We start from the raw sequence: 23,612 nt of genomic DNA, 5'->3' as shown, positions 1-23,612 counted from the left end.
GTTTGCGCTTACGTGAAATATCTCCGCCATAACACTTCGCCAATACATCTTTACGAATCGCACGAATAGATTCGCGGGCAATGATGCGCGAGCCAATAGCGGCCTGAATCGGGACTTCAAATTGTTGGCGCGGAATGAGTTCGCGTAATTTGCCGGTCATCATCACACCATAGGAATAGGCCTTATCGCGGTGAACAATGGCGCTAAAAGCATCGACTGCTTCACCTTGCAGCAAGATATCGACCTTAACCAAGTTGCCTTCTTCATCGCCAAGCTCTTCATAGTCAAGGGAGGCATAGCCGCGGGTACGGCTCTTTAGTTGATCAAAAAAGTCAAAGACAATTTCGGCAAGTGGCAGGGTGTAACGAATCTCAACCCGATCTTCTGAGATGTAATCCATACCGAGCAAGACGCCACGGCGCTCTTGGCAGAGCTCCATGATGGCGCCAATAAATTCGGCCGGCGCCAGAATCGTTGACTTCACAATCGGCTCCTTGACGCTATTTATTTTGCCGTCAGGAAATTCAGAAGGATTGGTGACAACGAATTCTTTGCCATCTTCCATCGTCACGCGATAGACCACGTTCGGCGCTGTCGAAATAAGATTCAATTTTGCTTCGCGCTCTAAACGTTCGCGGACAATCTCCATATGTAACAGTCCAAGGAAGCCACAACGAAAACCAAAACCGAGCGCGGCAGAGCTCTCTGGTTCATAGACAAGTGCGGCATCGTTGAGCTGCAGCTTTTCTAAGGCATCTCGCAACACCGGAAAATCTGCGCCATCAAGTGGGAAAAGCCCGGAGAAGACCATCGGCTTCGGATCTTTATACCCACCAAGTGGATCTTTCGTTGGTCGCACAAAGTTTGTAATCGTGTCACCCACACGTGATTGGCGCACATCTTTTACACCAGTAATTAAATATCCCACCTCGCCCACGCTAAGACCTTTAGATGGCAACGGTTCTGGTGAGATGACGCCTACTTCCAGTGCTTCGTGTTTGACGCCGGTTGAAAACATTTGAATCTGCTCGCGTGGCTTAATGTTTCCATCGACGACCCGAACATAGGTAACAACACCGCGATATGAGTCATAGACCGAGTCAAAGATCAGTGCGCGTGCCGGTGCATCCGGATCTCCCACCGGTGCTGGAATTTGAGCAATGATTTGATCAAGAAGATCTGCAACGCCATCACCCGTCTTTCCAGAAACACGCAATACATCTTCTACTTTGCAACCAATAAGTCCAGCAAGTTCGGCGGCGAATTTCTCTGGTTGCGCATTAGGTAGATCAATTTTGTTGAGCACCGGAATAATTGTCAGGTTATTTTCCATCGCCAAGTAAAGGTTTGCCAGCGTTTGTGCCTCAATACCTTGAGCGCAATCAACGAGCAGCACCGCACCTTCACAGGCGGCAAGGGAACGAGAGACTTCATAGGTGAAGTCCACGTGACCTGGGGTGTCGATCATGTTCAAGATGTATTCCTGGCCATCTAGGCCACTGCGCCAGGGCAGACGTACTGCTTGAGATTTAATGGTGATGCCGCGTTCGCGTTCGATATCCATACGGTCTAGGTATTGTGCGCGCATATTGCGTGCCTCTACTACCTCGGTAATTTGTAACATGCGATCGGCCAACGTTGATTTACCGTGATCGATATGGGCAATGATGCAGAAATTTCGGATCTGCGCTGGATTTGTTGCTGCTGGTTGCGGCGCCTTCGCAATGGATATTGCAGGCACTTAGGCGACCTTTATCTTTCTATCGTGAATTGATAGATATGAATTAACGTGCGCCGGCTTTAGCAGCAGCCTTAGCCATTGAAGACTTCTTATTTGCAGCAGCGTTCTTATGAAGAACACCCTTAGCAACTGCAATATCGAGCGCCTTTGAAGCTGCGCGGAGTTCAGCAGTTGTTGCAGAAGCGTCACCCTTAGCAACTGCGTCGCGGAACTTGCGAACAGCAGTCTTGATTGAAGATGAGACAGACTTATTGCGAAGGTATGCCTTCTCGTTTGTCTTAATACGCTTGATTTGCGACTTGATATTTGCCACGTGGAGAGCTCCGAACTTTCGATTATTTAGCCAAACCTGATGATTTGTGCAGAGGCGTAGGTTATCAGCGCAGGGGTATCAGCCCAAAATCGAGAAAATGGCCCTCAAATTAGCGGGCAGCGCGAGCGGCGGCGATGGCCTGTAGCGCCTTTTCCAGGGCAAATATCGGATCCGATGCCGCCCCCTTCACATCGGCATCTGCCTTAGCAATTGCCTCAACCGCTGTTGCGATTCCACGTGGCGTCCACGACTGCAACTGTCTGCGCGCCTTATCAATCTGCCAGGGCGCCATTCCTAGTTGGCCCGCTAATTCAAATGACTTACTCCCCTTATTTGTGCCAGAGACTTTAGCCAAACTACGAAGAGATGATGCGATCGCTGATGTAACCATCACTGGATCTGTTCCAGTCTCTAGCGCACTACGCAAAGTAACTAGTGCAACCGGCAAATTGCCATCAATAGTGGCATCGGCAACATCGAATCCAGTGGTTTCAATTCGGCCCTGATGAAATTTATCAACGATTGCCTCATCGATCGCACCCGCTGGTGCATCAAGTGCAATTTGTGAGACTGCAGATTGCAGTTCTCGTAGCTCATTACCGAGGGCGCCGACCAGTGCTTTAATCGCACCAGGTGTCACTTTGCGCCCAGCATCAAGAAATAGATCTTTCACAAAGCTCTCTTTATCAACCTCCTTCTTCATCGCCTCACACGCAATGATTTCCGGGTTCACTTTCTTTATTGCATCCAGCAACGCTTTGCCTTTGACGCCACCTTTATGCACGAAGACCACGGTCATAGTGGGATCGGGGGAATCTAAATAGCGAGTAACTTCATCTTTTGACTCTTCCGGCAAATCTTGCAGATCTTTAATAATCAGCCCGCGACGTTCGGAAAATAGCGATGGCGCAAGACCATCTGCAATATCGCCCACAATGGCATCGGCGGCACTCACTGTTGTGATTTCAGCACTCTCATCTTTAAGTTGCGCCAGAAGTTTGGCTAATGCGCGATCAGCTAGCGCGCCTTCCGGGCCGAGCAGGAGATAGAAAGGGTTCATTTCACCTGCCTCCCTAACTCCCGTTGCTTAACTCCATGAGAAAAATCTAAACCAGCGCTTGCTGCGTTGTAGTGAAAATTGATGGTTCGTTGCTTTGATTGCCACTGCCCCATCAATATCAGTACGCAATACCTTAGCGCCTAACTGCGTCAGCGCCGAGATGGTGGCAGGTGCCGGATGTCCATAGGTATTAGTTGCGCCCACGCTGATGACTGCAATCTGGGGTGAGAGTTCTCGCATTAAATCTAAATCCTGGAATCTAGAGCCATGATGTGCGACTTTATAGATATCTACTTCCCCAATGCGTGAGACCAATTGGCTCTGCACCGGTGGCTCGATATCACCGGCGGCAAAGAGTGTGAAATCTGGCGAAGTAATCAGCACTGCGATACTCGAGTCATTTGGCGTGTATTCACCTGCGCGATCAGGCCACTTCACCTCTATCTTCACATCTTCAATTGTGGCTCGGGTGCCAGCAAATACATCTCCATACCAAGTTGTTCCGATCTTTCTATTCTTTCCCGCACCCGCTAATCCACCCACATGATCTGCGTGGATATGGGTCAATATCAATAGCGGAATCTCTCTTACTCCAAGTTGGCGCAGACACCTATCAATTAATTGCGGATCAGGGCCCACATCAATAACTATTGCACGATGCTGCTTCAGATTAATCACCATCGCATCTCCTTGGCCAATATCGCAATTAGCAATCTGCCAATCCCCTGCTGGAAATCGCTGCGCCCAGGAAAAGGTAATAACAACAATCAGTAGCGCGATTGCCACCTTCGCTCGACCGAGATAGATAGCAAGAATGAGAAGGGCCACAATGAGGAATCCATAGAGTCCAGTCTTTAAGGTAAAGACTGGAAAGCCGGCACTCCACTTTGCAACCCAGACAATCCAGATGGCAAGTGGCTTCACGCACAAGATAAGAAGCTGCGAAAGCCAGGGCGCAAAAGGTGAAACAAGTGCTGCGATGAATCCAACAATGGTGATGGGTGCAACGGCAGGTGCGGCTAAGACATTGGCAATGATGCTCATGGGGCTGATGTATCCAGATAAAGCGACAATTACTGGCGCACAAAAAGCCATCGCTGCAATGGGGGGCGCTAAGAACTTCGGTTTTATCTTTGGTGCCAGAAGTAATAACCCAGCAGTTGCTAAAACAGAGAGAGCAAAACCCGCATCGCGTGCTTGAAAGGGATCTAAAATCACAACAGCTGCGATCGCAAAGCCCAACGCCGGTAGCGGATCTCGCCCTTGTCTGGTGCCAAAGGCAACAAGTAAGACTGCCGCCATGGCTGCGGCGCGCAAGACAGAAGGTGATGGGCGCACCAGTGCGATAAAGGCAGCCAGCGCTATCGCCGTTGCAATCAAGCGATAATTAACTTTACGGAAAACAAATTGCATTCCCCATTGAACAAAGGCTGAAACGATAGCAAAGTTAGCACCGCTAACAGCCACCAAGTGCGTCAGACCAGATCTGCGCATCTGGTTCTTAAATTCAACGCTCTGTTTACTAGTATCGCCAATCACCATTCCAGGAATGAGCGCACCAGCATCTTGGCCGCCAGTTGCACTACGCAGCCCTAGGCGGATATGTGCCAATCCTCTCGCCCAGCGCGAGGGTTGAGTGAGTACTTCAACCCGCTGTTTCACGATCAGCAGGGCTGCAACTCTTCCCTCTTTACTCTCCAACACTTTAGCCTGCACCCGAATCTTCTGGCCTGGCAGCAAACTTTCCACGCTTTTATTAGAAACAATTACGCGCACTGGGATGCGCATTGAATATCTGTCATCAACTCGGAGCGCTTGGCCCATAAATGAGTAAGAGGTAGGCGCAAAAGAACTACCAAAGACTTTTGGAACCACTCGATTAGGATCTGTCGTTACCTGTAGTTCAACAGATGTAATTGCACCTCTGAATTGGTTAATTGCACTGGAATCAAGGGCGGCAATTCTTATCGACATAATCGTTGCGCCAAGAACTATTGCAATCAGTAGAACTGCCAGACGCCGCTTGTTATATAAGACAACTGCGGCAATCACAGCAATAGCTGCTACTGCCCAGGTTGGACTCCAGCTCTGCGCCAGCGCCCCCACCCACACCGCGCCCCCCAATGCGAGGGCGCGGCTATCAATTAGACGCGCAGCTTCTCTTTGAACTTTGCGAATGTTCCCGCTCCAATTCCGGAAACCTTCATCACATCTTCAATCACAGTAAATGGACCATTGATCTTTCGATAGGCCACGATGCGATTTGCCAGCACTGGCCCGATTCCATCGAGTGCTTCAAACTCTTTCACCGTTGCCCGATTAATCATCACCGGTCCGTTCTTGCGAACTACTCGCTTTGCCACACCACCCGAAGATGTTGCTGTTGCAAATACATATATCTGCTCGCCATCTCTAAGGATCCGCGCCTGATTGATATCTGAAGTATCAGCGCCCTTCTTCAGTCCACCTGCAGCTTTGATTGCTTGAAAGACTCGCGAATTAAGAGGCAATGAATACACCCCGGGAGTAATCACCGCCCCGGCGACATCGACCATGATTTCCTGAGTAATTTCTTGCACATCAAGTGCGATAGGCGCCGCAACTACTTCTTGCGAAGCTCCGCGGGCAACAAAGAGGCCAGAGATAAGTAGAACGAGCAGTGCAACCAGCGCCAACGCTCTTTTTTGTGTTGCTGAATAGTGGAGATCACTCCACCAGTTATGTGCCTTCTCGAGATATTGATTTTCCATCCGCAGATGGTGCTCTAGAGAATAGGAAGGAAAGGTGGAAAATAGTAAAGCTGTTGATTAAAGAACGATATTTACAAGCTTTGGTGCCCTTGCAATCACTTTCTTAGGCGTGGCACCCGCTAGCGCCGCCATCACCGAAGGCAAAGCAAGAGCTTCTGCCTCAAAATCAGCATCGCCAATTGTTGGTGAAACCTTCATCCGATCGACAATCTTGCCGTTGATTTGAATAACGGCTTCTACTTCATCATCAACTAAGAGCGCTGGGTCTACTTCTGGCCAACCGGCAGTTGCTATCGCTGGTTTGTGACCAAGTCGCTCCCACATTTCCTCTGCTGTAAAGGGAGCAACGAGTGAGAGCATGATTGCAATCGCCTCTGTCGCCTCGCGCACCGCAGGATCTTTCGGCCCACATCCGGAATCAATTGCCTTACGCGTTGCATTCACTAGCTCCATCACACGAGCAACAGCTACGTTAAATCTAAATGATTCAACAGCGAACGCCGCATCGTTCAACGCTTTATGTGTTGCTTTACGCAGACTGATTTCACCTGATGTGAAATCAACTCCAGCAGCTGATGTGACATCTCCTGATAAACGCCAAGCACGGCTTAAGAACTTAACCGAGCCAGATGGCGAGACATCTGACCAATCAACGTCATCTTCTGGTGGACCAGAAAAGACCATTGATAAACGAATGGCATCGACACCGTGATTTTCAAGCTCATCAGATAGGCGCACCAGATTGCCGCGAGATTTCGACATTGCAGAGCCATCCATAACAACCATTCCTTGGTTGAGCAGGCGGGTAAATGGTTCAGTAAATGAGAGCATCTTAATATCAAAAAGTACTTTGGTGAAAAAGCGGGAGTAGAGCAGGTGCAAGATGGCGTGGGTGACACCGCCCACATATTGATCCACCGGTAGCCAGGTGTCGATATCTTTGCGGTTAAATGGCTCAGTTGCATTCGTTGACGATGGATAACGCAGGTAGTACCAAGAGGAATCAACAAAAGTATCCATAGTGTCGGTATCTCGCATGGCCGGGCCCGCGCACTTTGGACACTTGGTATTAACCCACTCGGTTGCAGCAGCTAACGGTGATTGTCCCTTTGGCTTTAAATCTAACCCTTTTGCATCAGGCAAGAGCAATGGAAGCTCTGAATCTGGAACAGCAACTTCGCCACATTTATCGCAATGAACGATCGGAATAGGTGTGCCCCAATAACGTTGGCGCGAGACGAGCCAATCGCGCAGGCGATAATTACGGGCAGATTTTCCAAGACCATCAGCTTCTAACTGCTTATTAATAGCAGCAATGGCATCTGCCTTGGAAAGGCCATCTAGCGCACCTGAATTAATAATTTTTCCATCACCAGTTGTGGCAATACCGGTATCACTCGGATCTTCTTCGCCAGTATCAACGACTACCCGCACGGGCAGCTTCATCGCTCTTGCAAAATCAAGGTCACGCTGATCGTGGGCTGGAACCGCCATGATGGCGCCGGTGCCGTAATCAGCTAAAACATAATCTGATGCCCAGATAGGCAACTTCTCACCATTAACTGGGTTAATTGCAAAGCGCTTGAGGTCCACACCTGATTTAGGTCGATCTGTAGCTAAGCGATCGATATCGGATGCCGCTTTGATCTTCTCTAAGTAAGAGGTGAACTCTTTTTCTACTGGTGTTCCACTAGCAAGTTCGGCAGCTAACGCAGAATCTGCGGCCACCACCATGAAGGTTGCGCCATATAACGTATCGGGGCGGGTGGTGTAGATAATTACTGGCTCGGTGCGACCTTCAATTACAAATTGCACATTGGCGCCCTGTGAGCGGCCAATCCAATTGCGCTGCATCATCAGCACTTTCTCTGGCCACTTGCCTTCTAACTCAGACATGTCATCGAGTAAGCGATCGGCATAATCAGTAATCTTGAAATACCACTGATTCAATTTCTTCTTAGTAACGGCTGTATCACAACGCTCGCAGAGCCCGGAAACTACCTGCTCATTGGCAAGCACGGTCTGACAGCCAGGACACCAGTTAACGGCGGAGTCTTTACGATAGGCCAGGCCGCGTTCATGTAATTTGGTAAAGAGCCATTGATTCCACTTGTAGTACTCAGGATCGCAGGTATTAAAGACCCGATCCCAGTCAAAGGAACATGCAAAGCGACGCATAGATGCTTTCTGGGTTGCAATGTTCTCATAGGTCCAAATTCGTGGATCTTCATTACGTTTAATTGCCGCATTTTCGGCCGGCAATCCAAATGCATCCCAACCAATTGGGTGCATGACGTTAAATCCTTTTTGAATCCAGTAACGAGCGATGACATCGCCAAGTGCGTATGCCTCGGCATGGCCCATATGGAGATCACCCGAAGGATAAGGAAACATATCCAAGACATATTTCTTGGGACGCGTATCTTCTTTTCGACCAGATTTAAATGGTTGGAGTGTGTCCCAGATGGGAAGCCACTTCTCTTGCACGTATGCAAAATCGTAGGCCGCGTGTTCGCGTTCAGTACTCACGTGGAGATAAGGGGAATCGAACCCCTAACCTCTTCCATGCCATGGAAGCGCGCTACCAATTGCGCCATATCCCCGTTGTCGTTCAGGAGTGCGAACTTTACCGCACTGAATCCGGGATAACTCCGCCGGATTCTTCACCCATCACAGGCTCTGGAATAGAGCCAGCGTTATGTTCCACTAGCAGCCAACCTTTTGGTGACTCCACCAGAATCGACCATTGCGCATTGGAGAGTCCGCCAATGCGTGACCAGAAAGGAATGGGCAGATCAAGATAGGTGCCAATGATTGTGCGCGCTGTTCCACCGTGTGTTGCAACAACAAGTCGTTGATTATCTTTGCCGACAAGTGCGGCGTTAATCGCGGCAACACCGCGTGCTCCTACTTCACTGCGACGTTCACCAATTCCACCGGCCGGGTTATCTCCACCCATCGACCATTGCCGTAAATTGTCCAGATCTACTTTACGAATTTCATCACCGGTCAGCCCTTCCCAATTTCCACAGTTGGTCTCACGCAAACGTTCATCGGTTAATACTTCAAGCCCGGTAATTTTCACCAATTCGTGTGCCGTGCTCTGCGCGCGCACTAAATCACTGGCGATAATCATGGTCGGGGCAGTGGCTGCCAACATCGGCGCTGCATGCTGCACCTGAAACTGGCCCACAGCGTTTAGTGGAATATCGGTATGTCCCTGAAACTTATTTGCCACATTCCAATCAGTCTGGCCATGTCGCCAGAGAATTATCTGATTACCCACGAGCAACCTCTTCTTTAACCACTTCTAATTCAATCTTTGGGCAGTCATTCCACAAACGATCGAGCATGTAGTAACGGCGAAGCTCACTAGATTGAATGTGCACAACTAGATCTGAGTAATCAAGCAGAATCCATTCCGCTGTACCTTCCCGGCGCATGGGCTTATCACCAGCAAGGCGTAACTTCTCTTCCACCTCATCGGCAATCGAATCAACCATCTTGGTATTGGTTGCAGTGACAATCAGAAAGACTTCACTTAAAACTGATTGCTCGGAAAGGTCTAGTGCGACGAGTTCGGTTCCGAATTTATCGGCGGCAGCGCGAGCGGCAATCTGGGTGCGTTCAACGCAGGCATTACTTGCTGGCATAGAGATTGTGCTCCTTTATATATGCAGCAACTGCTGCGGGTACTTCATCAGAGTGGTGTTCGCGAATCTGGGTTGCCGACACGGCAATGGCATCGACATCAAGATTGGGTGTTCCAGGAAAATCTGGGCGATCGATCACAACGAACTCAACCATTTTCTTCAGTTCATCGGCGCGATGCCATTGATCGATATTGGTATAGGCATCGGTGCCCACAACGACAACGATTGTCTGCTTGGGGTAGGTCTGTGCAACTGCTTCTACAGTGTCGATGGTGTAGCTGGGTCCTTCTCGTAAGACTTCAATGGGATTGACCTCAACCCGGCTCTTTACATCCGGTGCTAAAGAATTAACTGCTAACTGACACATCTGCCGGCGCTCAGCCCCGGTTGCCTTTGGTTCATGTTCGCGAAGTCGCGGTTGGCCTGCTGGCACAACTAGCAGGTGATCAACAATATTTCGTTCGATTAATTGTTCAATGACGTGGACGTGCCCGTTGTGAATCGGGTCAAAGGTGCCGCCATATAGCCCAACTCGCAAGGGCGTTACTTATCTAAGCGAAGAGTGATGTAGAGAAGGAAGCCAAAAATTCCAAATGCAACAAGTCCAAATGCGTAAGGAGGCATTGGCAGTACACGGACCGCTTCTTCACTAAGTCTTAACATGGGGTGAAGATTACTACTTACCTGCGAGAAGTTCTAAAAAGCGCGCTTCATCGATGATCCCGACGCCTAACTCTTGCGCCTTGGCTAGCTTAGATCCAGGGTCGGCGCCGACTAAGACATAGTCTGTCTTTGCAGATACTGAAGACGATGGCTTTCCACCATGTGCGGTAATCGTTTCGGCGATTGAATCGCGCGTGAAATTCTCCAGCCCGCCAGTGACCACAAAGGTGAGGCCACCTAAAGTCTGCGGCAGATCGGCACTCTTAGCGTTCACCATCGCCACCCCAGCCTTTGTCCACTGGATAATAATGTTGCGATGCCAATCAATCTCAAACCATTCAATAACTGATTGCGCAATCACCTCACCAACGCCGTCGATATCGGCAAGTTCTGTGACCGAGGCCTTCGCAATTGCATCCATGCTTCCGAAATTCGTGGCGAGGGCTTGCGCCGCCGTGGGTCCGACATGGCGAATAGAAAGTGCCACCAGTGTGCGCCAGAGCGGTCTGCTCTTTGCCTCCTCTAGGGCTGCCAATAACTTCTCTAGATTTTTCCCGGGTGTGCCATCTTTTTTCAGAAAGAACTGAGATTTCATCAGCGACTTCTCGCTCAAATTAAAGATGTCGGCCTCGTCAGTGATAATCGAATCCGTCAGCAGCGCTACCGCTGCCTCATAACCAAAGACATCGATATCAAGTGCTGCGCGTGAGCCGATGTAGTAAATACGTTCACGTAATTGCGCTGGGCAACTTCTGGTATTTGGACATCTAATATCCACATCGCCTTCCGTAATCGCACGTAGTTCAGTTGCGCACTCAGGACAGTGCGTAGGCATTACAAATGCTTTTTCACTTCCCGTGCGCTTATCTCGTACCGGTCCTAGTACTTCTGGGATGACATCGCCCGCTTTGCGAATGATGACAACATCGCCAATTAACACGCCCTTGCGTTCGATCTCTTCTTGATTGTGCAGGGTTGCATTAGTCACCGTAGATCCGGCGACTTTGACTGGCTCCATAAATGCAAATGGAGTCACGCGCCCGGTGCGACCCACACTGACTCTGATATCCAGTAACTTGGTAGTGACTTCCTCCGGTGGATATTTATAGGCAATCGCCCACTTGGGAGCGCGGGATGTGAAACCTAGTTTTTCTTGCTCTGCCAACGAATCTACTTTGATCACAACGCCATCAATCTCGTGCTCCACATCGTGGCGGTGCAGGTTGTAGTTCTCAATAAATGCCAGAACTTCTGCTCGACTCTTACATACTTTAAAGCGAGTAGATGTGGGAAGGCCAAGCGCTTTGAGCTTTGCATAAGCATCAGATTGTGAATCAAATGAAATTCCTTCGCGGGCGCCAATGCCGTGCACCACCACATCCAGGGCACGCGAGGCGGTAATTCTCGGATCTTTCTGGCGCAGTGAACCGGCAGCGCAGTTACGAGGATTAGCAAAAAGTGGCTTACCTGCCTCCTCCAGTTCTTCATTGAGTTGATTAAAGGCAGCAACCGGTAAGAAAACTTCACCGCGTACTTCAATCAGTGCTGGAATGTTTTTGCCAGACAAAGTATGTGGAAGGCCCTTAATCGTTTTCACATTCAAGGTGACATCTTCACCGGTGGTTCCGTTACCACGCGTAAGTGCGCGGGTGAGCTGTCCGTTTTCATAGAGCAAGTTAATTGCGAGCCCATCTACTTTAAGTTCGCAAAGAAAAGCACCCACTGCAGATTCTTTTTCAACCCGCTCAAACCAGGTTTGTAGTTCAACGTCATCAAATACATTGTCCAGACTCATCATCTTTTCGATGTGATCGTGTTGATCAAATGTGGTGGAGAATCCCCCGCCCACACCTAGCGTTGGTGAATCTGGTTCCAGCAATTCTGGATGCTTTGCTTCCAGCGCTGCTAGCTCCTTCAGGAGTGCATCAAATACTGCATCGGTAATAGAGGGAGCATCTAAAACGTAATATTTAAATTGGTGATCACGAATCTCTTGCGTTAATTCAGTGATGCGATGGCGCGCTTGGGTGCTCATGCGGTCTCGCAGATTGTGGCCGACCCCACGACGCGATCGCCATCGTAGATAACCATTGCTTGTCCAGTGGCTAGCCCAAGCAGCGGTTCATCGAGCTCGGCAACCAGGTGCGCTCCATCTAAGTAATAGGTGCAATCAAGTGCGGCGCCATGTGCGCGCACCTGCACAAAACCGCGTGCCGGAGCAGCTCCTACCGCTGGACCACAGAAGATAGGTTTTTCACCTCTCATTGAACTCACAGCTAAATCTTCGCGCGCACCTACGACAACCGTATTTGTGACCGGCTCAATCTTTAAGACAAAGCGTGGAGCACCATCGGGGGCTGCTACTGAAAGACCTAGACCTTTACGTTGTCCGATTGTGTAGGTGTAGGCGCCATTGTGTTCACCAATTTTCGTTCCATCTTGATCAACAATTGGTCCGACTTCACTACCGAGTCGATCACGTAACCAACCGGCGTTATCACCTGAGGGAACAAAGCAAATATCGTGGCTATCTGGTTTCTGCGCTACTGCAAGTCCGCGCTTTTCTGCTTCAATCCGAATATCAACTTTTTCGGTATCCCCCAAAGGAAAAATAGCGCCGTTAATTTGTTCGCGGCTAAGCACGGCCAGAACATAAGACTGATCTTTTAAGGGATCTACGGCGCGGTGCAGCGTGCGCCCAGCATCGCTTTCGCGGGTGCGCGCATAGTGGCCAGTAACAACACCATCGAAGCCCATCGCCTTAGCGCGATCTAGCACGGCGGCAAATTTAATCTTTTCATTACAGCGCAGACACGGATTAGGTGTGCGCCCTGCGGCATATTCGCTCATGAAGTTTTCGACCACACCTTCATGAAATTCATCAGCCATATCCCAGATATAGAAAGGAATGCCGATGACATCTGCAGCTCTACGAGCATCGTGTGAATCTTCAATGGTGCAGCAACCGCGCGCACCGCTTCGATATTTCTGTGGGTTAGAAGAGAGAGCTAAGTGCACCCCAATAACTTCGTGTCCGGCCTCTACTGCGCGAGCTGCCGCAACTGCAGAATCAACGCCTCCGCTCATGGCGGCAATAACTTTCACTTCTTACCTACCGCATTTGCGGCAAGTCCACGTTCAATGACAGTGGGCAAGACCGAGAGCGCGTAATCAACATCCGCTTGCGTATTGGTGGCACCGAATGAGAAGCGCAGCGACGATTGCGAGAGGACATCAGTAAGGCCCATCGCCATTAAGACATGGCTGGGTCTGTGAACACCGGCGGTACAGGCAGCGCCGGTGGAACAAGAAACTTTTTCAGAGTCCATCAACAACAGAAGGGAATCACTCTGGGTTCCGGGGAAGGTGATATTTGAAATTCCGGGTAAGCGCGGTGCACTCTGGCCATTGATTACCGCATCGGGACGCGCACGCAAGACACCTGCTTCAAAGTCAGTACGTAATTTCGCTACCGCCGATGCATCATAAACACCTGCCGCAATGGCGGCAGCAAGTGCCACAATCGATGGCGCATTAAGCGTTCCACTTCGAATATCGCGCTCTTGTCCCCCACCATGCAAGAGTGCTGGAATCTCAACAGCCCGGCGCAAAATCAGCGCGCCAATTCCAAGTGGGCCACCAACTTTGTGGCCACTAATTGTCATGGCATAAAGGCCAAGCTCTTGATAAGACAGTGGCACCTTGGAAAAACTCTGCACGGCATCGGTATGCACTGGAATATCTCCGGCAATCTTTACCACTTGCGCAATCGGTTGCATGACTCCGGTCTCGTTATTGCTATGCATCACTGAAATCAGCGCAATTTCTGGGCCACGTGCGGCAACAAGTGCGCGCAGGAAATCAAGATCAATAACGCCATCGGTTGTCACTGGAATCTGTATCAGCTCAGCGCCTTCATGTGCAACGAGCCAAAGCGCAGGATCAAGAACGGCATGATGTTCAATGCTAGAGATGACAATGACCTTCTTTGGTGAATTCCAGTACAAGCCTTTGATTGCAGCATTATTTGCCTCTGTGCCAGAACCGGTAAAGATCACTTCGCTGGGTTGGCAGTGCGCAGCTCGTGCAATCTGCTCGCGCGCATCTTCCACATCTTTGCGAGTAGAACGACCTTGCGTATGCAGTGATGAAGGATTACCTAATTTGCGAAGAGCGGTGTTCATGGCGCCAATGGCCGATTCACACATCGGCGTGGTGGCCGCGTGGTCGAGATAGACGCTCATGGGAGCATTCTAGTTCGTCCGGCCTACTTATCCTTTTCGAGCAACCACGCCTTCGGTTGCCATAGGTAGCACGTTAAATAAGTCTCCGACTACTCCAAAATCTGCGATATCAAAGATAGGCGCTTCTGGATCTTTATTGACCACAATGATTGTCTTGGAGGTCTGCATTCCGGCGCGGTGTTGAATCGCGCCAGAGATTCCACAGGCGACATAGAGCTGCGGGCTTACCGTCTTGCCAGTCTGTCCTACCTGATGTGAATGTGGATACCAACCGGCATCAGTTGCCGCGCGTGATGCACCAACGGCTGCGCCCAAAGAATCAGCAAATGATTCAACGGCTGCGAAGTTGCCATCGGTTCCGCGACCACCTGAGACCACAATGTTTGCCTCTGTTAATTCTGGTCGACCACCTTTGACAGGTGGTTGAGTAGAAGAGATTGTTGCCTTTTTTGCTTCAGCACTAATTGTGGCAGTTGCCTTTGTTACAGCCGGTGCGCACGATGTGAAATCAGCATCGATGCTATTGGGGCGCACGGTAATAATAGGTATGCCATGGGAAACTTTTGAGTGCACCGTAGTTGATCCACCAAAGACGGACTGTGTTGCACTGCCATCACTTGCAATATCAATAGCGTCCGTAATGATTCCTGATTCACAGAGCACTGACACACGCCCAGCAACCTCTTTGCCAAATGCGTGTGATGCAATCAATACCGCTGACGGTGATTTCTCTTTCACAAGATTTGCAAGTGCATCAGCCGATGCGGCAACGCCAAAAGAAGCGAAATCATCGGCTTCAATCACGATAATTTCACTGATTGGTCCTTGATTCACAGTTGCAGCACGTGCCGCACCTATTCCCACGCCAGCTAGAACAATGGCTGTGACAGAACCAATTCGTGCACCGGCCGTCGCTAGTTCCGCTGTTGTTTTACTCGCTTTGTCTCCTGTGAAATCAGCGAGGATAAATACAGTACTCATATCAATTTCTTCTCTGCCAGGAAGTCGACCAGGGCGGCGCCAGCGCTGCCTTCATCGTTTACTTTTACTCCAGCTGCGCGAGCCGGGCGCGCGGCAGCATCAATAACTTCTGACCAACCGTTCTGCGCGCTGACCCCCACTGCTGCTAAATCCTTATGTTCAATCGTCTTCTTCTTAGCCGCCATGATTCCTTTAAAAGATGGATAACGAGGTTCATTAATTTTCTCAACCACGCTAATTACTACTGGGAAGGCGGCACTTATTTCATCAACGCCTGCCTCTGTTACGCGCGTGATGGAAACTTTTCCGCCAGGATCTACAACTACCTTTGAGGCAAATGTCAGTTGCGCCCAACCAAGGCGAGCGCTAATCATCGCCGGCACAACGCTCATACGAGCATCGGTTGATTCAGTGCCACAGATAACGATGTCATATCCGCCATCACCAATTACTTGGGCAAGAACGCGAGACGTTGACAGTGCATCGGCTCCGGCTAAGGCGCTATCTGTTACCAAGATTGCGCTATTTGCTCCCATAGAAAGACCTTTACGAAGCGCATCAGTTGCGCGCTCTGGCCCCATAGAAATCAAGGTCACTGTGTGTGCGCCACCTTCTTCATTGCCGCCATCTGCTTCAACGATGCGCAAGGCTTCTTCCACCGCGTATTCATCGAGATCGTTCAGTACCGCATCTACATTCTCGCGATCGAGTACTCCGCCGAGCATCTTCTTCTCCGCCCAGGAATCAGGCACCTGCTTGATGCACACTGCAATCTTCATAGCTCATATGTTACCGGTGAGTAGGGTCTTTGGAAAGCGCAAATCGAGGTCGAAAACTCTCAACTAATGGTTCACCTTCTATTCAGGAACATGTAACCCAAGAATGAAAATCACGATATGTAGGTCTCTCATGATTCCTTCATGGCTGAGCTGGGTTCCACGCGCAAGCTGCGTATCGCAGTAGTGACCGAGGCATTTCTGCCCCAGGTAAATGGCGTGACCAACTCCGTCCTGCGCTTGCTCGAACATTGCAAGTCCGAAGGGCACGAAGTTCTGATCATCGCACCAGAAAGTGAAGGCGCACCTACTCACTACTTAGACTACAAAATCAAACACGTGCCAAGTATTGCCATGAAGAAGTTAATTCCGATGGGCGTTCCTCGTAAATATCTGGAGCCACTAATTGAAGGTTTCGCACCTGATGTTATCCATCTGGCATCGCCCATCTTCCTTGGACATTACGTTGCCCGTTTTGCCAAGAAAAATGGAATTCCCACCGTCTCGGTTTATCAAACAGATATTGCTGGCTTTGCCCGTCACTACGGTTTAACAATTGCCCATAACACTTTAAAAAAGTGGGTAGCACGTATTCACCAAACTACTGATCTCACACTGGCTCCCTCGAAATGGGCTCGCCGCGATCTTGAGTCAACTGGAGTTAAGAGCGTTGAGATTTGGAAGCGTGGTGTGGATTTAGTGAAGTTTGATCCTGCTCGTTGCGATGAATCTCTGCGCGAATATATTCGTGGTAAAGATAGCGGCAAGTTAATCATTGGCTATGTTGGCCGTCTTGCCAACGAAAAACGAATCGATGATCTAACAATCCTTGATCGCCAGCCTGATATTCAGTTAGTAATTGTTGGCGGTGGCCCCGCCGAAGCGCGCCTGAAGCGCGAGCTACCCAATGCACGCTTTGTTGGATATCAATCTGGCACTGAACTTGGTCGCTACGTTGCTTCATTTGATATCTTCGTTCACACCGGCAAGCACGAAACATTTTGTCAAGCAATCCAAGAAGCACTCGCTGCCGGCGTTCCGGTCATTGGTCCGGACACTGGTGGTCCAGTTGACTTAATTGAACACGGTATTACCGGGCTACTAATTGATACCTCAGATTCATATGCTCTGCTGGAAGCGGTATCAACTCTTCGTAACCACAGCGCATTTGATCTGATGCAGATAGCTGCCCGCCGTTCGGTAGAACACCGCACATGGGATTACATTAATGCCCAACTAATTGATTATTACCGCCAGACGATTGCCCGCGTTGCACGAAGGAGCGAGTTGGTCGCATGAGAATCATTCATATTGCTAACTTCTACGGGCCAAAATCAGGTGGAATTAAAACCACACTACATAACCTCGGCAGCGGTTACCTAGCTGAAGGCCACGAATTCATCTATGTCGTTCCGGGAAAGAAGTTCACACGTGAAGAGACAATTCACGGGGCCTGCATCTCACTTCCTTCATGGCAGATTCCCTTTAGTGGTGGCTACCGTGTTATTCGTTCCACCTATCGCGTGAAAATGATTCTGAACTCACTCAAGCCAGATCGCATCGAAGTTTCAGATCGCTTCACTCTCTCCTGCCTGGGTAAGTGGGCCGCTGATCGCAACATCCCGGCAATCGTATTTAGCCACGAAACTTTGCGTGGTCTGGTCAAGAATTATCTTGGAGTTCCGCTAAAGCGATTTGTTGTCTGGCATAACACTCGCTTGGCATCTCGTTTTGACTATGTTGTCACAACAACAAACTTTGCTGCTGCTGAATTTGATGAAATTGGAACAGCGAATGTGGTGCGGGTGCCACTTGGTGTGGATCTCGATACTTTTTCACCAGCTTTTCGTAACGAAGAACTTCGCACCAAGATGATTAAGGGTGGGGATGTTCTCCTGGTTCACTGTGGTCGTCTCTCCCCGGAGAAGAAGCCAGAGCGTTCGCTAGAGACCTTGCGCGAGTTACTCGACCGCGGCATCAATGCTCGCCTGGTCTACATCGGTAGCGGACCTCTTCATAAAAAGCTCTATGACTCCTCGCGCGATATCCCAGTAACGTTCTGGGGTTATGTTGCAAATAAGAACTTACTTGCCCAGATGATTGCCTCTGCCGATATCTCACTAGCACCAGGCCCAATTGAAACCTTCTGCCTAGCAGCACTTGAATCCCTTGCCAGTGGAACTCCCGTTGTTGCATCAGAGACAAGTGCCGTGGGTGAGTTTCTTATCGATCACCATGGAGATTTTGTGGGGTTAACTGCTGCAAATAACGGACGCGCCTTTGCTGACGCAGTTGAAATTTTGCTCGATGAAATTGCAGAAGATGCCACGCTCTCAAGCCGCTGTCGTACCCAAGCCGAACAGTTCCCATGGTCAGAGACAATTTTGCGTTTAGGTCGACTAGGCGGCGCGCCAATAGTCACACCAGTTGCACATCGTCCAACAAATAAAAGTGCGGCCTAACATGGAGAAGCCAATCACCTTCGCAATTGTGGGAGATAGTGCGGCATCCGGTATCGGCGACTCTGATTCACTAGGTAATTACTTCGGTTGGGGCTATCACCTGGTCAAGGCATTTAATGAACCTTTGGCATACTTAAATGTTTCTCGTCCCGGTGCTCGCTCAAAGGAGGTTCGCTTCGAGCAACTTCCAAAAGTTCTTATTCACGAACCAGAACTGGTGGGTGTTATCGTCGGCGGAAATGACCTGCTCCGCAATGGCTTCTCTCCCAAAGTATTTGAGGAAAATCTCACCGCTACCTTAAAGCAGATTGTGGAAAGTGGAGCGCAGGTAATGCTGCTTGAGCTCCATGATCCAACCGAAATTGTTCCGATGCCATACCTTGTTGCACGCGTCTGTCGTCGCCGAGTTTCGGCAGTCAACCATGTAACTCGCAAGTTAGCTCGCAAGTACAGCGCCATCTTGCTCGAGACCCGCTCACTGAAAGGCATCTATGAGCGCGATAAGTGGCACGTGGATCGGATGCACCCAAGTAAGCATGGGCATCAATTCATTGCCCAAGAATTTGCACATCTACTTCGCCAACGTGGCTTTCATATTGACGAGATTGTCATTGATCCCATCAACAATCGAAATCGGAAAGATTCCATTAAGTGGATGCTAAAAAATGGCACCCCCTGGTTTCTTAAGCGCAGCGTTGATTTGCTCCCGGCGCTTTTAATTCTTTCAATTACAGAGCTCATTCATATGGCGCGAAATAAAAGTGCGGCAGAGCCGGCAGATGTGTACTTCCCAGACTTTAGCAAGAAGGAAGATTCCGTAATTCCAATACTCAACGGTGAGCTAGTTTCTTAGATCTTCTCATTACTGGCAGGTAAGCACGGACTTCCATCGCACTCTTCTACTATATTAAGCGCGTGCTCGCCATCGTTGCTCCTGGTCAAGGTTCGCAAACTCCAGGAATGCTCGCATCCTGGATTCAAGATACAGCTGCGAAAGATTTATTGAAGCAGTGGTCTGATGTCATTGATTTAGATCTGATTCACCTTGGGACAAATGCTGATGAGACAGAAATTAAAGAGACCGCCAATGCACAACCGCTGATTGTTGCTGCAGCTTTGCTCGCCGCCCGCGCACTTAAAGCAGATGGGAGATTCATCTGCTTAGCAGGGCACTCTGTTGGCGAAATAACGGCAGCCGTTCTTGCAGGTGTCATCAGCCCACTTGATGCAATGAAATTAGTACGCGCTCGTGGCATAGAAATGGCGAAGGCAGCCAGTGTCACACCTGCCGGAATGGCTGCAGTTCTTGGTGGAGATCGCGAAGTTGTGCTGCGCGCAATCACAGATTTAGGACTTGTTGCGGCAAATGACAATGGCGGCGGACAGATAGTTGCAGCTGGTGATCTCGACGCTCTTGCGCAATTGGCACCTGTTGGTGCTCGCGTTCGCCCGCTGGCAGTTGCGGGCGCATTTCACACAGCTTATATGCAGCCAGCGGTAGAACCAATGAGAGAACTTGCCACAACCATGAAGGTAAATGATCCTGCAGTTGCACTACTTTCTAATAAAGATGGTGGCGTTGTCAGTAGTGGCCGCGAAGTACTCGATCGTATTGTCAATCAAATTGCGAACCCGGTGCGCTGGGATCTCTGTATGCAATCACTAGTAGCCCAGGGCGTTACTGGAGTGGTTGAGCTTGCCCCTGCCGGCACGCTGGTGGGCCTGATCAAGCGCGCAACTCCGAGTATTGCGCAGTTCGCTCTGAAATCTGCGGCAGACTTAGAATCAGCAAGTGAATTCATTGCTCAACACGGAGGCAAGTAATGTCTAAGGTGATTGCTTCAAAGTCAGGTGCTGAGAGCAGAATACTTTCAGTTGGCTCTTACCGACCAAAGCGATTGGTGCCTAACTCTGAAATTGTTGATCGCATTGAATCAAGTGATGAATGGATTAGGCAGCGCACAGGCATTGAATCCAGGCGTTTTGCCGATGATTCAGAATCCGTGCTTGATATGGCAACGTGGGCTGTAGAAGCTGCGCTCGCTAAAGCAAAATTAAGCGCTAGCGATATTGACACTCTGATTGTTGCCACCGTCACCTTCCCTTTTCAAATGCCCTCTGCCGCCACAGCCATCTTGCAACGACTCGGCCATCCCACAGCAGCTGCCTTTGATATCAATGCCGCGTGTGCTGGCTTTTCCTACGGCATCTCTATGGCACACGATTTCATTAAGTCCGGAACTTCCAAGACTGTGCTCGTAGTTGGTGCGGAGAAGATTTCAGATTTCACAGATCCTGATGATCGCGCAACCGCATTTATATTTGCCGATGGCGCCGGCGCTGTTGTCATTGGTCAATCACGCGAAGCTGGTATTGGTCCAGTTGAGTGGGGTTCTGATGCCGATAGCCGAGATGCAATCCAGATGAATCCTTCGTGGATTGAGGTGCGTGATGTCGAAACACAGTTAACAAAAGCTGGAAGTAAGTGGCCAAATATTTCCCAAGAAGGTCAGAAGGTTTATCGATGGGCAGTATTTTCGATGAGCAAAGCTGCGGTGAAAGCTTTGGATGCTGCCGGACTAACCGTGAACGACATTGCAGCATTCATTCCGCACCAAGCAAATATGCGCATCATTGAAACGATGGCGAAAGAGATGGGCCTGCCCGATTCAGTTGTCATTGCAGATGATGTTCGTGTCAATGGAAATACATCGGCGGCCTCTATTCCACTTGCGATGGACATGCTCCTTGATCAACACCCAGAGCTACATGGAAAACTGGCGTTGCTCATTGGCTATGGCGCAGGTCTCGTTTATGCGGGCCAAGTCGTTGAATTACCGCCAAAACCATAATTTTTTGCCAAATATTTACCGATTTACTGGGAAGTAAGGCCACTTTTCATAGACAATTACACACCTATCCCCCATACGTTAGCTCACTTTAGTAAAGGAAAAATAATGGCGCTTTCACAAGCAGATGTACTTGCCGGAATCAAAGAGATCGTTGAAGAAGTAGCGGGTATCCCAGCTGCATCAATCGAACTCAATAAGAGCTTCACAGATGACCTAGAAGTTGACTCACTGAGCATGGTGGAAGTTGTCGTTGCCTGCGAAGAGCGCTTTGGTGTGAAGATTCCTGATGAGAAGGTAACTGAGCTTGCAACAGTGGGCGACGCAGTTAACTTCATCGTTAACGCTGCAGCGTAAGTAGCTTAGGTAAAGAATTTATAGCTCTATGTCACAACGTCGCGTAGTCGTCACCGGCCTAGGAGTCACAACTCCTATCGGTGGCGACGTTGCCACAACCTGGAAGGCACTTTTGGCCGGCCAGAGTGGGGTGCGACTTCTCACCGAAGATTGGCGAGAACTCTTACCTGTGCACTTTGCTGCGCGGGTTGCAATCGAACCGGCAGATCAGATGGAGCGCGTTGAAATGCGCCGCCTTGATCGCTCTGAACAATTCGCTCTCATCGCATCCCGAGAAGCCTGGAAAGATGCCGGCTCACCCGATGACATCGATAAGGAACGTCTGGGTGTTGTGATCGCCTCAGGTATTGGTGGCGTCATTACTCTTCTTGATCAATTTGATATCTTAAAAGAAAAAGGTGCTCGGAGCGTCAGCCCGCACACTGTTCCGATGTTGATGCCCAATGGGCCGGCAGCAAATGTTGGCCTTGAAATTCAGGCAAAGGCGGGCGTTCACACGCCAGTAAGTGCCTGCGCATCAGGCGCCGAAGCAATCGGTTATGCCTTCGAAATGATTAAGAGTAATCGCGCCGACATTATTGTTGCCGGCGGTGTGGAAGCTGCTATCCATGAACTTCCGATGGCTGCCTTTGCTCAGATGAAGGCGCTATCTACCCGTAATGAGAATCCAGCTGCCGCATCTCGCCCTTATGACATTGATCGAGATGGCTTTGTCCTGGGTGAAGGTGGCGGAGTTCTTATTCTGGAGGAATATGAATGCGCTAAAGCACGTGGGGCAAAAATTTATTGCGAGATTGCCGGACAAGGGCTGACTTCTGATGGTTATCACATTGCCGCCCCAGATCCTGAAGGCGCAGGAGTGCAGCGCGCAATTAAATTTGCGTTAGCCAATTCCGGGCTTTCGACAAAAGATATTGTTCACTTAAACGCTCATGCCACATCAACTCCGGCCGGAGATGTCGCCGAAGCTAATGCTCTTCGCAAAGCGTTAGGAGCTGATGCTGACCACGTTGCAGTATCTGCCACAAAATCAATGACTGGCCACTTACTTGGTGGCGCCGGCGCAATTGAATCTGTATTTATAGTCAAAGCACTACAAGAACGCCTAGCTCCCCCAACAATTAATATCGAGAACTTAGATCCTGCGGTGACAGTCGATGTTGTGCGCGGCACACCGCGCGCCCTTCCTGCGGGAGATATCGCAGCGCTCAATGATTCTTTCGGCTTTGGCGGCCACAATGTAGTACTTACATTCAAATCGCTCTAACCTAGAACTATGACGACATCAGGCAGCCCGCTAGACCCAGAGGCGCGTATTGCCAGGCTGGCAGATGGTGGCGCATTTGAATTACTCGTTCCTCGTACAGATTGCGGAATGGTTGCAGCGACCGCCTTAGTAAAAGGAAATAAAGTAGTCATCTTTGCATCTGATCCCACTATAAAAGGTGGCGCACTCGGTATTGAAGGTTCGCAAGTTATCGTGCAGGCATACCGAGCAGCAATGGGCGCGCAAGTTCCCGTTATTGGAATCTGGCATTCAGGTGGAGCACGACTTAGTGACGGTGTTGCATCCCTAAACGCATTCGGGGAAGTCTTTCAATCGATGGTCACAGCAAGTGGTCGTATTCCGCAGTTATCTCTAGTCGTTGGCCCCACAGCAGGTGGCGGTGCTTATGGTCCAGCGCTGACAGATGTTGTTGTCCTGGCACCAGAAGGTCGCATCTTTGTCACTGGTCCCGATGTCGTTAAATCTGTTACCGGCG

General features: G+C 49.8%; 22 protein-coding genes and 1 tRNA gene. 8 read left to right on the top strand and 15 right to left on the bottom strand.

The features are described from left to right. The 15 genes from lepA to AC9UEP_RS03925 all read right to left on the bottom strand — a co-directional run. The coding region (gene lepA / locus AC9UEP_RS03995; protein ID WP_509544199.1) for a translation elongation factor 4 at positions 1-1,741 on the bottom strand (1,741 nt) is incomplete at its 3' end. Between the two features lie 43 nt (positions 1,742-1,784). Next, on the bottom strand, positions 1,785-2,054 hold the full coding sequence (gene rpsT, locus AC9UEP_RS03990) for a 30S ribosomal protein S20 (RefSeq protein ID WP_095684476.1): 270 nt from the start codon (positions 2,052-2,054) through the stop codon (positions 1,785-1,787). A gap of 109 nt (positions 2,055-2,163) precedes the next feature. Continuing rightward, complete coding sequence (gene holA, locus AC9UEP_RS03985) at positions 2,164-3,114, bottom strand: DNA polymerase III subunit delta (protein ID WP_509544197.1); 951 nt, start codon at positions 3,112-3,114, stop codon at positions 2,164-2,166. Positions 3,115-3,141: 27 nt separating this feature from the next. After that, positions 3,142-5,220, bottom strand: a complete 2,079-nt coding sequence (locus AC9UEP_RS03980; protein WP_509544195.1) for a ComEC/Rec2 family competence protein — start codon at positions 5,218-5,220, stop codon at positions 3,142-3,144. 38 nt (positions 5,221-5,258) lie between these two features. Then, the gene (locus AC9UEP_RS03975) at positions 5,259-5,864 is read right to left on the bottom strand and encodes a ComEA family DNA-binding protein (RefSeq protein WP_509544193.1); all 606 of its coding nucleotides are present in this window, start codon (positions 5,862-5,864) and stop codon (positions 5,259-5,261) included. Positions 5,865-5,921: 57 nt separating this feature from the next. After that, entirely contained in the window at positions 5,922-8,393 is a 2,472-nt protein-coding gene (gene leuS, locus AC9UEP_RS03970) for a leucine--tRNA ligase (RefSeq protein WP_509544192.1), read from the bottom strand. Position 8,394: 1 nt separating this feature from the next. Then, a tRNA-Ala gene (locus AC9UEP_RS03965) sits at positions 8,395-8,467 on the bottom strand. A gap of 23 nt (positions 8,468-8,490) precedes the next feature. Then, positions 8,491-9,150, bottom strand: a complete 660-nt coding sequence (locus tag AC9UEP_RS03960) for a histidine phosphatase family protein (RefSeq protein WP_509544190.1) — start codon at positions 9,148-9,150, stop codon at positions 8,491-8,493. Beyond that, the gene (rsfS, locus tag AC9UEP_RS03955) at positions 9,143-9,517 is read right to left on the bottom strand and encodes a ribosome silencing factor (RefSeq protein WP_509544188.1); all 375 of its coding nucleotides are present in this window, start codon (positions 9,515-9,517) and stop codon (positions 9,143-9,145) included. The genes AC9UEP_RS03960 and rsfS overlap by 8 nt, the downstream gene beginning before the upstream one ends. Further along, a complete protein-coding gene (nadD, locus tag AC9UEP_RS03950; RefSeq protein WP_509544186.1) occupies positions 9,504-10,055 on the bottom strand; it encodes a nicotinate (nicotinamide) nucleotide adenylyltransferase in 552 nt (183 codons plus the stop codon). The genes rsfS and nadD overlap by 14 nt, the downstream gene beginning before the upstream one ends. 138 nt (positions 10,056-10,193) lie before the next feature. Next, positions 10,194-12,215: an NAD-dependent DNA ligase LigA gene (gene ligA / locus AC9UEP_RS03945; protein WP_509544184.1), complete on the bottom strand. Its 2,022-nt coding sequence runs from the start codon at positions 12,213-12,215 to the stop codon at positions 10,194-10,196. Beyond that, positions 12,212-13,285: a tRNA 2-thiouridine(34) synthase MnmA gene (gene mnmA, locus AC9UEP_RS03940; protein WP_509544182.1), complete on the bottom strand. Its 1,074-nt coding sequence runs from the start codon at positions 13,283-13,285 to the stop codon at positions 12,212-12,214. Before mnmA ends, ligA begins: the two co-directional genes overlap by 4 nt. Then, complete coding sequence (locus AC9UEP_RS03935) at positions 13,282-14,424, bottom strand: cysteine desulfurase family protein (protein WP_509544180.1); 1,143 nt, start codon at positions 14,422-14,424, stop codon at positions 13,282-13,284. The genes mnmA and AC9UEP_RS03935 overlap by 4 nt, the downstream gene beginning before the upstream one ends. Positions 14,425-14,451: 27 nt before the next feature. Then, entirely contained in the window at positions 14,452-15,405 is a 954-nt protein-coding gene (locus AC9UEP_RS03930; RefSeq protein WP_509544179.1) for an electron transfer flavoprotein subunit alpha/FixB family protein, read from the bottom strand. Then, positions 15,402-16,184: an electron transfer flavoprotein subunit beta/FixA family protein gene (locus AC9UEP_RS03925; RefSeq protein ID WP_509544177.1), complete on the bottom strand. Its 783-nt coding sequence runs from the start codon at positions 16,182-16,184 to the stop codon at positions 15,402-15,404. Before AC9UEP_RS03925 ends, AC9UEP_RS03930 begins: the two co-directional genes overlap by 4 nt. A 141-nt stretch (positions 16,185-16,325) precedes the next feature. Between AC9UEP_RS03925 and AC9UEP_RS03920 the strand changes: the two genes are divergently transcribed. From AC9UEP_RS03920 to AC9UEP_RS03885, 8 genes are all read left to right on the top strand, one after another. Next, complete coding sequence (locus AC9UEP_RS03920) at positions 16,326-17,480, top strand: glycosyltransferase family 4 protein (RefSeq protein WP_509544175.1); 1,155 nt, start codon at positions 16,326-16,328, stop codon at positions 17,478-17,480. After that, positions 17,477-18,643 (top strand): glycosyltransferase, encoded by a 1,167-nt coding sequence (locus AC9UEP_RS03915; protein WP_509544173.1) that lies wholly within the window; start codon positions 17,477-17,479, stop codon positions 18,641-18,643. The genes AC9UEP_RS03920 and AC9UEP_RS03915 overlap by 4 nt, the downstream gene beginning before the upstream one ends. Position 18,644: 1 nt before the next feature. After that, the gene (locus tag AC9UEP_RS03910; protein WP_509544172.1) at positions 18,645-19,496 is read left to right on the top strand and encodes an SGNH/GDSL hydrolase family protein; all 852 of its coding nucleotides are present in this window, start codon (positions 18,645-18,647) and stop codon (positions 19,494-19,496) included. A 62-nt stretch (positions 19,497-19,558) separates the two neighbouring features. Continuing rightward, a complete protein-coding gene (locus tag AC9UEP_RS03905; protein ID WP_509544170.1) occupies positions 19,559-20,467 on the top strand; it encodes an ACP S-malonyltransferase in 909 nt (302 codons plus the stop codon). After that, positions 20,467-21,495, top strand: a complete 1,029-nt coding sequence (locus AC9UEP_RS03900) for a beta-ketoacyl-ACP synthase III (protein ID WP_509544168.1) — start codon at positions 20,467-20,469, stop codon at positions 21,493-21,495. The genes AC9UEP_RS03905 and AC9UEP_RS03900 overlap by 1 nt, the downstream gene beginning before the upstream one ends. 105 nt (positions 21,496-21,600) lie before the next feature. Beyond that, a complete protein-coding gene (locus tag AC9UEP_RS03895) occupies positions 21,601-21,849 on the top strand; it encodes an acyl carrier protein (protein WP_095693413.1) in 249 nt (82 codons plus the stop codon). 28 nt (positions 21,850-21,877) lie between these two features. Beyond that, positions 21,878-23,116, top strand: coding sequence for a beta-ketoacyl-ACP synthase II (gene fabF / locus AC9UEP_RS03890; RefSeq protein ID WP_509544166.1), 1,239 nt, complete (start codon positions 21,878-21,880; stop codon positions 23,114-23,116). Between the two features lie 9 nt (positions 23,117-23,125). After that, positions 23,126-23,612 (top strand): carboxyl transferase domain-containing protein (locus tag AC9UEP_RS03885; RefSeq protein WP_509544164.1); only part of this gene is annotated, 487 nt, incomplete at its 3' end.

Origin of the sequence: Candidatus Planktophila sp., from assembly GCF_040402315.1 — a bacterium.
In the GTDB taxonomy this organism is placed as follows: domain Bacteria; phylum Actinomycetota; class Actinomycetes; order Nanopelagicales; family Nanopelagicaceae; genus Planktophila.
This window is presented reverse-complemented; position numbering and strand designations above follow the sequence as displayed.